Origin of the sequence: Pedobacter heparinus (genome assembly GCF_032678725.1) — a bacterium.
Taxonomy (GTDB): domain Bacteria; phylum Bacteroidota; class Bacteroidia; order Sphingobacteriales; family Sphingobacteriaceae; genus Pedobacter; species Pedobacter heparinus_A.
This window is the reverse complement of sequence record NZ_JAVTSC010000003.1, coordinates 52,252-65,824: the sequence shown is the minus strand read 5'-3', so window position 1 is coordinate 65,824 and position 13,573 is coordinate 52,252. Positions and strand designations below refer to the sequence as shown.

The following is a 13,573-nucleotide window of genomic DNA, read 5'->3' as shown; positions in this document are numbered from 1 at the left end:
TTAAATGACGATATTGCTGATGATATTGTTTTAATCGGAAAAAATGTCTTGTTTGGATTAATAATCTTTACTCCTTTAAATACGCCCAGTTCTAGATTGAGGTAATGGCAGGACTGAATTTTTAATGAGTCCGCCATGAGTCCGCCTTTTTACCGAAAAAAGACGGACTCATGGCCTTGTCATTTCTTAGACAATGCGCATACATAGCAGCCACTGTACCTGGTTTACCGGCATTTGCTGTACGCATTTTTTATGGATATATTTGCCCCATCTGTTTATCTGTGCTATGTTAACTCCGCTTGAAAATTTCTATTTAGACCAGGAAGAGCCCTTTAGAGGTTGTTTAATGGCATTAAGGGCGTTTATTTTAAAGCAAGACGAGCACCTGACGGAAGAGTGGAAGTATAAGCTTCCTTTTTTTTACCATAAAGGAAAAATGTTCTGTTACCTCTGGATTCATAAAAAATACCGTCAGCCCTATATCGGAATTGTGGAAGGGAAGAGGATCGATCATCCGGACCTCCTGACAGAAAAGCGGGCGAGGATGAAAATATTATTGATAGATCCGGAAAAGGATTTGCCGGTAAAAAAGATCGGGCAGATACTGGGAACAGCGCTGAGCCTATATTAAGAAGATGAAAGAATTTTTTAGATTATACCTGGGTGCCTACAGAGGGCTCTCGACCCCTGCATGGATGCTGGCGCTGGTGATGCTGATCAACAGGAGTGGTGCAATGGTTATTCCTTTTTTAGGGGTTTACATGATCAACCATTTAAATTTTAGCCTGGAAGATACCGGGACCGTGCTCAGCTGTTTTGGCATTGGCGCAGTGTCAGGTTCTTTTTTAGGTGGCTGGTTGACAGACAAGGTAGGACATTTTAAAGTCCAGCTGTGCAGCCTGATACTGACTGTACCAATGTTTTTTTTGCTGCCAGAGTTGAATACTGTTTTAAAACTTGCCGTTGGCGTATTTATACTGAGCATCATTTCAGAAACCTTCAGACCGGCAAATTCGGTTTCCATTGCCTATTATTCCAAACCCGATAACATCATCCGTTCTTTTTCTTTAAACCGGATGGCAGTAAATCTTGGCTTTTCTATTGGTCCGGCACTGGGTGGTTTTTTGGCTGCGGTATCTTATACTTTCTTATTTTATGGAAATGCCGTTGCGGCTTTTTTATCTGCGCTGCTTTTCTTTCTTTATTTTCGCAACCGCAAAGGTAATGAAAGAAAAGCAGTGGCTGATGAGACTGTTGCTGATCATCATGTGGCAAACGGCTCTCCATATAAAGACACATTGTTTGTCGTGTTCAGTATCCTCAGCTGTGTATTTGCGGTCTGTTTTTTTCAGCTCCTGAGTACACTGCCCCTATACTACCGGACGGTATATCAATTGAGTGAGGCGGATATCGGCATCATCTTGGCCTTTAGTGGAATGGTTGTTTTTTTGTTGGAAATGCTGCTGGTGCATATTGCCGAGAAAAGAATGACGGCCAGGAGAGTGATTGTGCTTGGGACCATACTTTGTGGTTTGTCTTTCTTTGTTTTAAACCTGGCCAATGGCATATGGGTATTGTATGTGGCCATGTTTGTGCTTTGTATTGCGGAGATCCTGGCTATGCCATTTATGGCTACGGTAACCCTGCAGCGTTCCTCTTTAAAAACCAGGGGCGCCTATATGGGTGTCAATGCCCTGTCTTTTTCTTTGGCGCATGTGTTCTCTCCATTCGTAGGAACCAGGATTGCTGCTGCTTATGGGTTTGAGACACTTTGGTACGGCAGCACAACGTTATTACTGCTTACTGCTCTTGGGTTTTTACTGGTGATGAAAAAAATGAAGGTTTAGTTTGTGGCATTACTTTGTTTTTCCGTCCTTGCGGAATTAACAATACGTTTAGCACAGTTGAAGATTTTGCAGGCAGCGCTGTTTCAAAACCTAACATCAGGGTACCTGGATTTGGTGCATCATAAGCTGTTGTTGGAGCAGTAGACCATGTTTTAAGCTGAACTTTAAGCGGTTCCTGTATCCTTAAAATTAGTTTTTTGCCATTTTTACTCAATTCGGCCTCCCTGGGATTGATTATCTTTACATTGGCTGAGGTCAGTATCGCCCAGCGTACCGTACTTTCTGTCGTGTTGCTCTGGAGTTCATCCCGGACAATTACATAATCATTGTTCACCATGGCGATTCCCCTTATTGCTTTTGTAACCTGCGCCTGGTATACAGAGCTGATGTCTATAACTGCATTTTTAAAGGAAGGCTGGTTCGAATAACTGATGATTGGCGCATTACCTTCAACATGTTGAAATGCATTATTGAAACTCAGGGTGTTGTGGTACAAGTTGTTGTATCTTAATACCTGCCAGCGTTGAGAAGTTTGCTTCATGTTCCAGAGGTCAATACCTTTAGATTCTAAAGATTCGTAACTCTGCATTCCGAAATCGCTGGCCCAGCGTATCCCACCGGCTTCCATCACAAATGATCCCGCATCCATATGCCCGTGATTAATTGCAGGAGAACCTCCTTTCATGCCAATATATAAGGCATCAGGGTCTGTCCATGAACTGCGCATCATCACTACCGGATTGATGCCTTTTCCCACCCACATAGTTTCCTTTGGGACTGGGATCCGGTTTAAATGCAATCCCATACTCCAAATGAACATAGTAGGTAACAAACGGTCTTCTGTAAGCTGTTTTCCCGGTTTTGACAGATAGCCCAGTTCATTAAATAATAAGGACGGGTTTTTTAGTTTTGCGGCAAACCAGAACATGGCCGGGTTACTTTCCCCTTTTGTACCGGAATCAAAATAATTGAAAGGCTGTGTTGTAGGGCCTGTCATGTGCAACATAAATTCTGCGGTTTTTAAGAAACCCGGCTTTTCTGATAAGCCAAAATCATTTCCAAAAGCCTTTTGAAAAGCATCGATCAGCATGACATTAAAAGTTGTGCCATAATTCCAGTAGCCGTAACCTTCAGGATATGCCCCGTCAGGTTCATATATTTTCATGGGAAGTTCGATGGTATTGATGGCCCGGTTGATGATATTGCGGGCAAGATCCGGCTGGTCTTCATATACTGCCAGGGCACCAAAGGAAAGTCCTGCATTGCAAACCTGGTTCCAGTTGTGTGCTGCTTTAATCCAGAACATATTGGTGCCGCTCAGCATGGAAGGCTCAAGGCCTTTGGTTATGATGGCTGTTTTTATAAGCTTTCTCGACTGTTCAGACAGGTCCTGGTACAGCCAGTCATAGCCGATGGCGAGAGCCATGGTCATCTCTGCAACATCCAGAAAATGGTCGGAGTTCCAGTCTTCAAATGCAGCAGCGGCGAGCATTTCTTTTTCGGCCCGTTTCAGGTATTTTTGCTGACGGGTCATTCTCCAGGCATAGGAGAGGTAAAAAACCCGTTGCAGGCATGTTCTTGATTTATCGAGCAAGCGCCTTCCGATCTTGATTCGCTCTACTGGGGCGACATCCAGAAACTGATCGCATTTAGCCAGTATGCCGAGCTGTAATTGCTCCAGTAAGGGGTTAGATTGCAGTGTTTTTTTGATCTTTTCTTCTTCACCTTTTAATAATAATAACCTGGGATGTGCCGGAAGCACTGGTTTTTCGCTCAGTTTGTTTTGTGCCCCTGCATAAAACCCCAGGAATAAGAAGAGGGTTGTAAAAAAAGTTTTCATTGCTGTCAATATACAAATATTTATATTCATCAGCTCCAGGTCATTTATTTTCAATTAATAGGTATATCGGGAAAAGTCGATATACCTTTGTGTCATGGATCAGCTCGAAGTTTTTAAAGCACTTTCTAATAAGACCAGGTTGCAAATTCTGTATTGGCTTAAAACGCCTGAAAAATATTTTCCTGCACAGGAACATGCCGATTTTGGAGAGGTAGGGGTATGTGTAGGCCAGATACAGCAAAAGGCGGGTTTAACGCAGTCTACGGTGTCGGAGTATTTGTCAATACTGCAAAAATCCGGTTTGCTGGAATCAACCAGATTGGGCCAGTGGACTTATTATAAAAGAAATGAGCAGGCTTTTGCTGAATTGAGTGGAATCATCAGATCAGAAATTTAATAATTTATCATATGAGTACAGCAAATTTATTCAGGCCATTCAGTCTGAAATCTTTAAATATAAAAAACAGAATTGTCATGGCACCAATGACACGTTCGTTTTCACCGGGTGGTGTTCCTACAGCTGATGTAGCTGCTTATTATTCCAGGAGGGCTGCTGCGGAGGTAGGGTTGATCCTTTCAGAAGGGACCGTAATAGACCGTGTTTCTTCCTCAAATGACCCGAATATTCCGCATTTTTATGGGGATAAGGCACTGGCAGGCTGGAAAGAGGTGATCAATAGCGTTCATCATGCGGGAGGAAGCATGGGACCGCAGATCTGGCACATGGGCATCATGGACAACCACCAGTCAGGCTGGCTTCCGTCGGCGCCATTTGAAGGTCCTTCTGACCTGAACAGACCTGGTTTTTCAAACGGGGTAGCCATGACACCGGCGGATATTGAGGAAGCCATTAAAGCCTATGGAAAAGCTGCAGCTGCGGCAAAAAGACTCGGTTTTGATTGTGTTGAAGTGCATGGCGCGCATGGTTACCTGATAGACCAGTTTTTTTGGCAAGAAACAAACAACCGTACCGATAATTATGGAGGCAAAACCCTGGCTGAACGCACCCGGTTTGCTATGGAAGTCATTAAAGAAGTGCGGAAGCAGGTAGGAGCCGATTTTACCATCATTTTGAGGTTGTCCCAATGGAAACCTGCCGATTATACCTTCCAGTTGGCTAAAACACCTCAGGATATGGATTCCTGGCTGCAACCATTGGTTGATGCGGGTGTAGATATTTTTCATTGTTCACAGCGTCGCTTCTGGGAACCCGAATTTGAAGGTTCAGACTTGAATTTTGCAGGTTGGGCCAAGAAAATAACGGGAAAACCAACCATAACTGTTGGTTCTGTGGGACTGTCTGGTGAGTTTCTGGCCGCATTTAAGGGAGAAAGTTCCGAACCAAGTTCGCTGGAAGAGCTGATGAGAAGAATGGACAGGGGAGATTTTGACCTGGTGGCTGTGGGCAGACCATTGCTGGCAGATTCAAAGTGGGTTCAGAAAATACGTGAGGAACGCAATGCCGAGTTAAAGGGTTTTTCGAGAGCCGCATTGATGCAGTTATTATAAATAAAAAGAGCGCCAGGTAAATTTACCTGGCGCTCTTTATACCATTAAAAAATACTATTTCAATAGCTCTGCTAATTTTTCTGTCTGGTGATTGGCCAGTTTTTGTAAAGGGCCTGCGGCAAGCATTTTCATCATCATATTCAGGTCTGCACTGATGACATGAGTGGCTATGGTGCCGCCTTTTCCATCATCAGCTACTTTCCATTTTAATTCTATGTCAAAAGGTGCTTTTTCGGTAGGAACTGCTGTCAATTCCTGGTTTTCTACACGATTGGATATTTTTATGGCCAGTTTAGCCATGTTTTGTATGGTAAAACTGGCTTCATCTGCGGTGGAAGACCAGTTGTAAATGTTCTCTGGCATCAATTGCTGATGGTTGTTCAGGTCCGCCAGAAATGCATACACTTTTTCTACAGGCAAATGAATTGCTGCCATGCTTTCGATAACTGTCATTAGCTGTTATTTAATTGTTCTAATTCTTTTCCCCATTCAGCTGGGTTTCTGCGCCATTTGGCTAAAAGATCTACATCTTTTTGAGCAATAAAGCTATGTTCTGCTGCGTATTCGATCAAAGTATTGTAATTGGAAAGGGTAGCATAGCGGCATTTTGCAGCGGCAAAGTTCTCATCGGCCTGGTCAAAACCGTAAGTAAATATAGCAACCAGCCCGGCTACAGATAATCCTGCCTTTCTTAAGGCATCAACAGCTTGTAAACTGCTTTTTCCGGTAGAGATCAGGTCTTCTATTACTACAACACGTTGTCCTTCCACAATCTCGCCTTCTATCAGGCTGCCGGTACCGTGTTCTTTTGCCTTAGCTCTTACGTAGGCAAATGGTAAACCCAACTCCTGGGCTACTAATGCACCCTGAGGAATACCTGCAGTGGCTACGCCAGCGATGAGGTCTACAGAGCCAAACTCTTCCTGTATCAATTGAGAAAGTTTCTGTCTGATGTAAGTTCTTACAGATGGGTGGGAAAGTGTGATCCTATTGTCACAATAAATAGGGGATTTCCAACCAGACGCCCAGGTAAAGGGATTGCCCGGCTGTAACTTTATTGCTTTTATTTGTAATAAAAATTCAGCTACCTTTAATTCAATATCACTTTTATTATACATGGTTCAAAAATACGGAATTCTTTACATTTGTGCGAACTCTACCGCAAACTATGTGACGGGCATACCTTAAAAAATCACAAAAAAAACTGATTATCAATGTAATAAAGAATTTATCTGGTTTTGAACCCAAGGAAGCTCTGTTGCTGTACACCTGCCATGACGCCCGAACGAATACTGTAATTAAATTTGGCTGGACCTTGTCCTATTTCTCTGTTTTGAAATTTTATTCTGTTTTATGCTGTTTTTTTAGTGAATCGAGCTGTAATTGACAGATTATTAGGCTTTTTCATTCTTGCTGATGAACTTTGTGGCATCACCTAATGTGCTAAACTCATGATGAAGCAAATTAAGATTGAAAAATCAATTACCCACAGGAATCAGGAATCCCTGCTTCGTTACCTGCAGGAAATCTCAAAATATCCGTTACTGACTGCGGCTGAGGAAATTGCCCTGGCAAAAAAGATCAAAGCAGGGGATCTGCCGGCCCTTAAGCGACTGGTGAATTGTAACCTACGCTTTGTGGTCACAGTGGCTAAGAAATATGAAACATCAGGACTGTTATTGGCCGATCTGGTCTCGGATGGGAATATCGGACTGATCACTGCTGCCGAACGTTTTGACGAAAAAAGGGGATTTAAATTCATTTCCTATGCCGTATGGTGGATTCGCCAATCGATATTACAAGGTATAAATATGCACAAACGCATGATACATTTGCCGATGAACCAGATTCAGGGCCTGCGTGAAATAGGGAAATCAGAAATGATACTGGAACAGGAACTTCAGCGAATGCCAACCAGGCAAGAACTTGCTGTATTTATGAATATTCCTGAAGACGTACTTTATGATAGCCTGTTTATTTGCAGTACCCCATTTTCTTTAGACACCCCGGTGGAAGACAAGGAAGGGGAAATGATATCCGGTATGGTGCAATACGCAAGGGGTACTGCACCTGATGCAAGCCTGGAAAGCGCCTCGCTTCAAAAGGATATCAGGCGGATGATGACTGTACTTACGCCCCGCGAAAGAAATATTCTTTTGCTGGCTTATGGCATGAATAACAGCAGACCATTGCAAAATGACGACATCAGTAATGTACTTGGTTTAAGTAAGGAGACCATTCGCCGGTCTAAAAGTAAAGCACTGAACAGGCTGCGGGGTTTAAAAGAAATAAAAATGATGCGGCATTACCTTTAATTCCTGTCATTGTGTACTTTTGAAACCATCATGAGCTTATACGCAAAAAACAGAGAGACCTCATTATGAAAAGATACAGGATCTATATCAACGACAACACTTTATATATTGCGGCAACTGCGCCCGAACTTGCAACGGAAATTCAGCAACTGGAAGTGCAAGAGTTTAATTTTCAGTCATTTTATAAAAAAATAAGTAAGGTATCAGGCAAATCTTTTCTTTTAATGGACGCAGACCCCAAGGCCCTGTTTCAGAAAATTAAAAAAAGCTGCCTCATTATTAAAGCTGCAGGTGGCCTGGTTAGCAGCGCCAAATCAAACTACCTGTTTATTTTCAGGAATAAAAAATGGGATCTGCCTAAGGGAAAAGTGGAGAAAGGAGAGAAAATGAAACAGGCTGCCCTTCGTGAAGTAGAAGAAGAGTGTGGGGTAAAGATCTATACCAATGAGGAGAAGCTCTGTAAAACGTATCATGTGTATACCCTGGGTGCCAAAATTGTGCTGAAAAAGACCAACTGGTACCGCATGACAGTTAAAGGAGAACCAAAGCTGATCCCTCAAAAGGAAGAAGGCATTACAAAAGCCATTTGGTTAAGTAAAGCTGACCTTGCACCAATAGTAGCCAACACTTATCCTTCTATTATGGACGTGCTGGAAGCGGGCAGACTTTTAGAACAACGTATTTTATAGGTGAGAGATCGCCTCCTGGGGTAGAAATTTACTCACATCTCCATTGTTGCGCAAAATATCACGTACGATGGTAGAGCTGATCGCAGAATATTCTGGTTTGCTTAAAATAAAAATAGTTTCCATTTCAGGCATCATGGTCTGATTAATCTGGGCTATGGCCCTTTCATACTCAAAATCGCCTACAGAGCGAATGCCCCTTACCATGTATCTGGCGTTTATTTTTTTACAGAAATCTACAGTTAAACCTTCGTATAACTGTACATCTACGGCAGAAATGTCAGCAAATACCGTTTTTACAATTTCTTCGCGTTTCTGGGCGGATAAAAAGCTCTGTTTTGAGCTGTTTAAACCAATGCCGACCACAATTTTATCAAAGAGCGGCAGGGCCCGTTTCAGGATGTCAACGTGGGCGATGGTAATTGGATCAAAAGAGCCGGGAAAAAGTGCGATCTTCATCATAAAATGGATTAATTCGTTTTTTCAAAAAAACTAAATGAGGAATTACCGTAACGCCTGGTTTCGGTATAACCGGGTTGATCATTTAGTTTTAACAAAGATGGATGTTCTACTATTAACATACCGTTATCACTGAGTAAGTTATTTTTCATCACCAGCTGCGGAATCAATGGAATGTTGGGAATGTTATAAGGTGGATCTGCAAAAATGATCTGATAAGTTTCCCCCTGTTGTTCCAGAAATTTAAAAACATCAGCTTTATGTACTTCTATTTCCTGCAGGTTGTGCTTTTCTACCAGGGATTTTACCCAGTATATACATCCCGAATGCTTGTCTACCGCTCTTACCTGCTTTATACCCCTTGAGGCAAATTCGATACTGATGTTACCTGTTCCGCAAAAGAGATCAAGTACGCTGCAGTTTTCAAAATCGTAGGTATTGTACAGGATATTGAACAGCGCTTCTTTAGCCATGTCTGTTGTAGGTCTTACCGGCAGGCTTGCAGGGGCATTAAAGCGGATCCCTTTTAATCTTCCTCCTATTATTCGCATACATCAAGGGCTAGCAGGCTGCTGTAATAATGTGCAGGCATATCATCGAGAATGCTGTGATCTGTTTCCTTTACCGGCGGTAAATTGAAGCAGATGGTCTTAAAGTATTTTTCAATACATCGGTAATGGTTGTTCCCTTCGTGTATAATTCCACTCAGCTGCAGCTCTGTATTGCCGGGCTCCAGCTGAAGCTGACTGATAATGAGGAGGAGGTAATAATTGAACTCTTCTGCATTTTCTATCTGGTAATGGTTCTGAAAGATCAGCTTATCATTTATAATATATGCTGCATTGAAGGAAGCTGCGGTAAAATCAAGTAATAAAGTTGCAGTGTCGCTCTTTGCTGCAAGTGCCAGAACTGTGGAATGCTGTGTGTATAATTTGTAATTATTTAATGATGCACTCAGTGTTTCTTCTGTAAATTGTTGTAGGGTAAAAATGGATGTAAAGCCGAATGCAGGGAATGGCCTTGTATAGAGGTTTTCGGACTGTTCTTCGGTGAAAAATCTGGCATATTGAGCTAATTGCTGCGGGTCAAACAGCTCACTTGGGATATTTATGTTGTTTTCAGTATGTACAGCAATCTTTATTTCTTTGAATATCAGCGTTAAATAAATGTCGTTTTTTAACCTGTCAGCCAGGGTTTGGGATACATTTTCACACTCCTGCTCATCGTAAACTGCCTTTAACTGATCGCTGCTTTTATCTATGATCGCATAAGAAAAACTATCTGCTGTTATTTTTAACAACAGATCACAATTCGCCGTGGTATTGGGGTCAAATTCCTGATCAACCAATAGTATGCTGTTTTTATTATCCATATTAGCAAAATTAATCCTTTTTTCTATAACATCACCATCGCATATTTGTTAAATGGATAAAGCAGCAATTATAGCCCGTTCGTACACCTTTACACCAACAGCTGAACAGCTTGATTTTTGCAAGGAAATGGCCGCCTTTTTAACACATGGCCTGGATAACCAATGTTTTGTATTAAGGGGCTACGCGGGTACAGGTAAAACCACTTCGGTAGCTGCCCTGGTAAAAGCCTTGCCTCAATTTAAACTTCGTGCGGTATTGCTGGCACCCACGGGCAGAGCTGCAAAAGTAATGAGCAATTATACCGGGAAAAAAGCACTTACCATTCATAAAAAAATATACAGAAAACGCTCCTCAGTATCCAATGATCTGTCCTTTCAGCTTGCACCAAACCTGGCAGAACATACGTTGTTTATCGTCGATGAGGCCTCTATGGTGGCTGACGAGTGGATTACGCATACGGGTTCCTCATTTTTAAAAGATTTAATGGAATTTGTATACAATGGTAAAAACTGTGCACTGGTTTTTGTGGGTGATACTGCACAATTGCCGCCGGTTGGCAGCATGGACAGCCCTGCTTTAAACCAAATGTACCTGGCCTCAAATTTTGGTAAACTGCTTAAGACTGTTGAACTTAAGGAAGTGGTGCGGCAGGAGAAGAGGTCAGGTATTCTCGCCAATGCCACCATGTTGCGCAAGCTGATCAATGAGCTGGAGGTGGAAAACGAAGGAAATGTGTTGTTGCCTAAATTCATCACTAAAAACTATAAAGATATTTTCAGGATGACTGGCCTTAAACTGGTTGAAGGGCTGGAATACGCTTATAGTAAGTTTGGTATCGAAAATTCGCTGGTGGTATGCAGGTCAAATAAGTCTGCTAATGTGTATAACCAGCAGATCAGGGCCAGGTTGCTGTATCGGGAAGAGGAGCTTACCGGTGGAGATCAGATCATGGTGGTCAGGAACAATTATTTCTGGTTACCGGAAAATGAATCTGCAGCTTTTATTGCCAATGGAGATATGGCTAAAATTATGCGGGTAAGACGGATAGAGGAGCGCTATGGTTTTCGTTTTGCAGAAGTGCAGCTTGAATTTCTGGATTTTCCGGAACTGGGATCAATTACTTGTAAAGTGATGCTGGATACATTGACTGTAGAAGCGCCGAATTTATCCTATGAACAAAATAATAAGCTGTTTGAGGAGTTAAATGTTGACTATGAACACATTAAAAATAAGAGAGAGCGGTTTAACGCCATCAAAGAAGATCCATATTACAATGCCCTGCAAATTAAGTTTGCCTATGCGGTAACTTGTCATAAGGCCCAGGGTGGACAATGGGATGCCGTATTTGTCGACCAGGGCTATTTAACTGATGAAATGGTGGACATGGATTTTTTAAGATGGCTGTATACAGGCGTGACAAGAGCAAAAAGAGAATTATTTTTAGTAAATTTTGCAGCAAACCTTTTTTCCGGTCCTGCGGAAGACCAGTTTTAATTAAATGATGTACACTATGAAGTTCGCATACTCTGTTAAACAAAAAATGAAAATTGCAGTGCTGCTGTTCTGCATTATGGGCTGTACCCTGCTTATCCGCTTTTTGGAAGACAAGAGTGTGAAAGATATGAATGAATCCTTTGTATCCATGTACAACGACAGGCTGATCCCGGCCACTGATTTATTCTATGTAGCTGAAAATGCCTATTTAAAAAAATCTTTGTTTGAAGAGGTTTTGTATGAACCCGATCATCTTTTTAATCCAGATGAATTAAAGGATACTTTAGGTAAGCTCAACAATGCCATAGATTCTTTAATCACGAAATACGGAAGAACATTTCTGGTAAAACAGGAAAAAGAACAGCTATCGGAATTGAAAAAGGGGCTTTTGACTACGATCGGGATTGAAAATAAAATACTAGCGGCTGCGGCATCCGGAGGGATTGCAGAGGCCAGAAAGCTTTATGAGGCAGAAGGAAGGGAGTCTTCCAGAAGAACCATTGGAAAGTTATCTGCCTTAATGAGTATTCAGAAGCAGATTGGGGAAGAACTGATCAAAGATTCTGCTTTTATGGTATCGGGCAATAAGATCTATTCTGCTTTCCAGGTGGCGCTGGCTGTTGTTATAGGCATTTTAATAGTCGGAATTGTATTTACTTCTAATGTGGTAAAGATCAGTAACGATAAGTTTAACCTCAATTAGGCTGCCAAAGGAATGGCAATCTGAAAAGTAGTGCCTTCATTTTCCGTGCTTTCTACTGTTAAGGTGCCGCCGTGCTGTTCAATGATTTGTTTGGAAATGTGTAATCCGAGGCCAATAGACTTTTCTCCTTTGAGTCCCGGGCGTCCGGCTTTCGAAAACTGATCGAAAAGCAGGGCCAGTAAATGTTGTGGTATGCCAATGCCAAAATCAGTGATCTTGATGATACATAAATCAGACGATTTGGAAATTCCGATGTTGATTGGTGTTTCGGGTCTGGAAAATTTAAGGCCGTTTGCAATAAGGTTATCTATTACACGTGTAAGTTTGGAAGGGTTTACAGCTACATTAAGTGCCAGTTCCTGCTCAGTTTGAAAATTAATCAGCCTTTCTTTGTTCAGGTTTTTTTGCCAGTTCTCGCAAATTCCATTCATGAAGGTAATCATGTTTGTGGTTTGAAGCTGGAAGGGCCTCCGGTCATTTTGGGCCACTTCTATCAGGTCATTGATGATGTTTTTGGCCTGGCGTGTAGAAGTGAGGATCAGTTGCATCTCCGGACTGTTCTGGTTCGTGTCTTCCTCCAGCAGGATTCTGGTCAATGCTTCTATATTGTTGAGCGGATTTCTAAGGTCATGTGCCACAAAGCCTAATATCTCGCTTTTCTGATGATTCAATAGTTGCACCTCTGCATTTTTTTCTTCGAGCTGTCTGACTTTTGTAAATTGTTCAGATTTAAAATAATAGCTATAACGGGAACAGGCAAAAAAGAAAAAGATCAGTATACCTGCCGCAATGATGTTAAACAGTTTTTCGTGCATATTCAGGGCCGGAAAGATCATCCCAACGCTGAACAGGAGCAGGATAAATAAAGAGACGGTTACGGTTTGTTTAAAATCAATGGCAAAGAAAATACTAACGAATAAAATGCCAATAAGAAAGACGGTTAAGGTGTTTTTAGGATTATGAAGGGAGTAAATGTAGCTTACTGCAAAGGAGACCAACAAGGCGAACAGGCAAAAGGAGGTAGTAAGCAGCTTACGCCTTGAGATAGTCCAGCGCCCTGGTTTCATCGCATTGTTACTTAAAAACAGGAAAATTGTAGAGCCTATAATGGATACCCAGTTGTTGATGTTGTACTCCATGAAATTGGGTAGCGCGGCAATTACGTCATAATTCAAAAAAGAAATGAGACGTACAGAGAGGGCAATAAAGAGGTATAGACCGCTTAAAATTTTAATTTGCCTACTGTTTTGATAACTGTAGGTCTCCTTAAATTCTGCAGCGTACTTCGGATGCGTTTTATAGTTGTATAAATGAAACAATTTCTGGTTTTGGACGTAAAAATAACGA

Annotated in this window: 16 protein-coding genes; 8 read left to right on the top strand and 8 right to left on the bottom strand. The window is 41.8% G+C overall.

What is annotated here, in order from left to right; translation table 11 throughout:
- Nucleotides 1-121: 121 nt before the first annotated feature.
- Nucleotides 122-247 carry a hypothetical protein gene (locus tag R2Q85_RS05690; protein WP_316810783.1) on the bottom strand — a complete coding sequence of 42 codons (126 nt, stop codon included), beginning with the start codon at nucleotides 245-247 and terminating at the stop codon, nucleotides 122-124.
- Nucleotides 248-346: 99 nt separating this feature from the next.
- On the opposite strand from R2Q85_RS05690, the gene R2Q85_RS05685 reads away from it, so the two are divergent.
- Nucleotides 347-631, top strand: a complete 285-nt coding sequence (locus R2Q85_RS05685) for a DUF1801 domain-containing protein (protein WP_316810782.1) — start codon at nucleotides 347-349, stop codon at nucleotides 629-631.
- Nucleotides 632-635: 4 nt separating this feature from the next.
- The gene (locus R2Q85_RS05680; RefSeq protein ID WP_316810781.1) at nucleotides 636-1,847 is read left to right on the top strand and encodes an MFS transporter; all 1,212 of its coding nucleotides are present in this window, start codon (nucleotides 636-638) and stop codon (nucleotides 1,845-1,847) included.
- Here R2Q85_RS05680 and R2Q85_RS05675 read toward each other — a convergent pair.
- On the bottom strand, nucleotides 1,801-3,687 hold the full coding sequence (locus R2Q85_RS05675; protein WP_316810780.1) for a heparinase II/III family protein: 1,887 nt from the start codon (nucleotides 3,685-3,687) through the stop codon (nucleotides 1,801-1,803). The two genes, R2Q85_RS05680 and R2Q85_RS05675, sit on opposite strands and share 47 nt — an antisense overlap.
- Nucleotides 3,688-3,781: 94 nt before the next feature.
- On the opposite strand from R2Q85_RS05675, the gene R2Q85_RS05670 reads away from it, so the two are divergent.
- Both R2Q85_RS05670 and R2Q85_RS05665 read left to right on the top strand, forming a co-directional pair.
- Nucleotides 3,782-4,084: a metalloregulator ArsR/SmtB family transcription factor gene (locus R2Q85_RS05670; RefSeq protein ID WP_316810779.1), complete on the top strand. Its 303-nt coding sequence runs from the start codon at nucleotides 3,782-3,784 to the stop codon at nucleotides 4,082-4,084.
- A gap of 11 nt (nucleotides 4,085-4,095) precedes the next feature.
- Nucleotides 4,096-5,196 (top strand): NADH:flavin oxidoreductase, encoded by a 1,101-nt coding sequence (locus tag R2Q85_RS05665; RefSeq protein ID WP_316810778.1) that lies wholly within the window; start codon nucleotides 4,096-4,098, stop codon nucleotides 5,194-5,196.
- Nucleotides 5,197-5,250: 54 nt separating this feature from the next.
- Here the strand turns inward: R2Q85_RS05665 and R2Q85_RS05660 are convergent, their stop codons facing one another.
- Entirely contained in the window at nucleotides 5,251-5,649 is a 399-nt protein-coding gene (locus R2Q85_RS05660; RefSeq protein WP_316810777.1) for an SRPBCC family protein, read from the bottom strand.
- Complete coding sequence (gene pyrE / locus R2Q85_RS05655) at nucleotides 5,649-6,314, bottom strand: orotate phosphoribosyltransferase (RefSeq protein WP_316810776.1); 666 nt, start codon at nucleotides 6,312-6,314, stop codon at nucleotides 5,649-5,651. The genes R2Q85_RS05660 and pyrE overlap by 1 nt, the downstream gene beginning before the upstream one ends.
- 333 nt (nucleotides 6,315-6,647) lie before the next feature.
- Here pyrE and R2Q85_RS05650 point away from each other — a divergent pair, with 333 nt between their 5' ends.
- Both R2Q85_RS05650 and R2Q85_RS05645 read left to right on the top strand, forming a co-directional pair.
- Complete coding sequence (locus R2Q85_RS05650; RefSeq protein ID WP_316810775.1) at nucleotides 6,648-7,511, top strand: RNA polymerase sigma factor RpoD/SigA; 864 nt, start codon at nucleotides 6,648-6,650, stop codon at nucleotides 7,509-7,511.
- 65 nt (nucleotides 7,512-7,576) lie between these two features.
- Nucleotides 7,577-8,200, top strand: coding sequence for an NUDIX hydrolase (locus R2Q85_RS05645; protein WP_316810774.1), 624 nt, complete (start codon nucleotides 7,577-7,579; stop codon nucleotides 8,198-8,200).
- On the opposite strand, the gene coaD is transcribed toward R2Q85_RS05645, so the two are convergent.
- From coaD to R2Q85_RS05630, 3 genes are read right to left on the bottom strand one after another with little or no spacing between them, the layout of a single operon-like run.
- On the bottom strand, nucleotides 8,195-8,656 hold the full coding sequence (gene coaD / locus R2Q85_RS05640) for a pantetheine-phosphate adenylyltransferase (RefSeq protein WP_316811120.1): 462 nt from the start codon (nucleotides 8,654-8,656) through the stop codon (nucleotides 8,195-8,197). The two genes, R2Q85_RS05645 and coaD, sit on opposite strands and share 6 nt — an antisense overlap.
- An 11-nt stretch (nucleotides 8,657-8,667) precedes the next feature.
- Nucleotides 8,668-9,207, bottom strand: coding sequence for an RsmD family RNA methyltransferase (locus tag R2Q85_RS05635; RefSeq protein ID WP_316810773.1), 540 nt, complete (start codon nucleotides 9,205-9,207; stop codon nucleotides 8,668-8,670).
- A complete protein-coding gene (locus tag R2Q85_RS05630; RefSeq protein ID WP_316810772.1) occupies nucleotides 9,198-10,028 on the bottom strand; it encodes a DUF3822 family protein in 831 nt (276 codons plus the stop codon). The genes R2Q85_RS05635 and R2Q85_RS05630 overlap by 10 nt, the downstream gene beginning before the upstream one ends.
- A gap of 52 nt (nucleotides 10,029-10,080) precedes the next feature.
- Here R2Q85_RS05630 and R2Q85_RS05625 point away from each other — a divergent pair, with 52 nt between their 5' ends.
- A complete protein-coding gene (locus R2Q85_RS05625) occupies nucleotides 10,081-11,523 on the top strand; it encodes an ATP-dependent RecD-like DNA helicase (protein ID WP_316810771.1) in 1,443 nt (480 codons plus the stop codon).
- A 16-nt stretch (nucleotides 11,524-11,539) separates the two neighbouring features.
- Nucleotides 11,540-12,226, top strand: a complete 687-nt coding sequence (locus tag R2Q85_RS05620) for an MCP four helix bundle domain-containing protein (protein ID WP_316810770.1) — start codon at nucleotides 11,540-11,542, stop codon at nucleotides 12,224-12,226.
- Here the strand turns inward: R2Q85_RS05620 and R2Q85_RS05615 are convergent.
- Nucleotides 12,223-13,545, bottom strand: coding sequence for an ATP-binding protein (locus tag R2Q85_RS05615; RefSeq protein WP_316810769.1), 1,323 nt, complete (start codon nucleotides 13,543-13,545; stop codon nucleotides 12,223-12,225). The two genes, R2Q85_RS05620 and R2Q85_RS05615, sit on opposite strands and share 4 nt — an antisense overlap.
- Nucleotides 13,546-13,573: the final 28 nt, after the last annotated feature.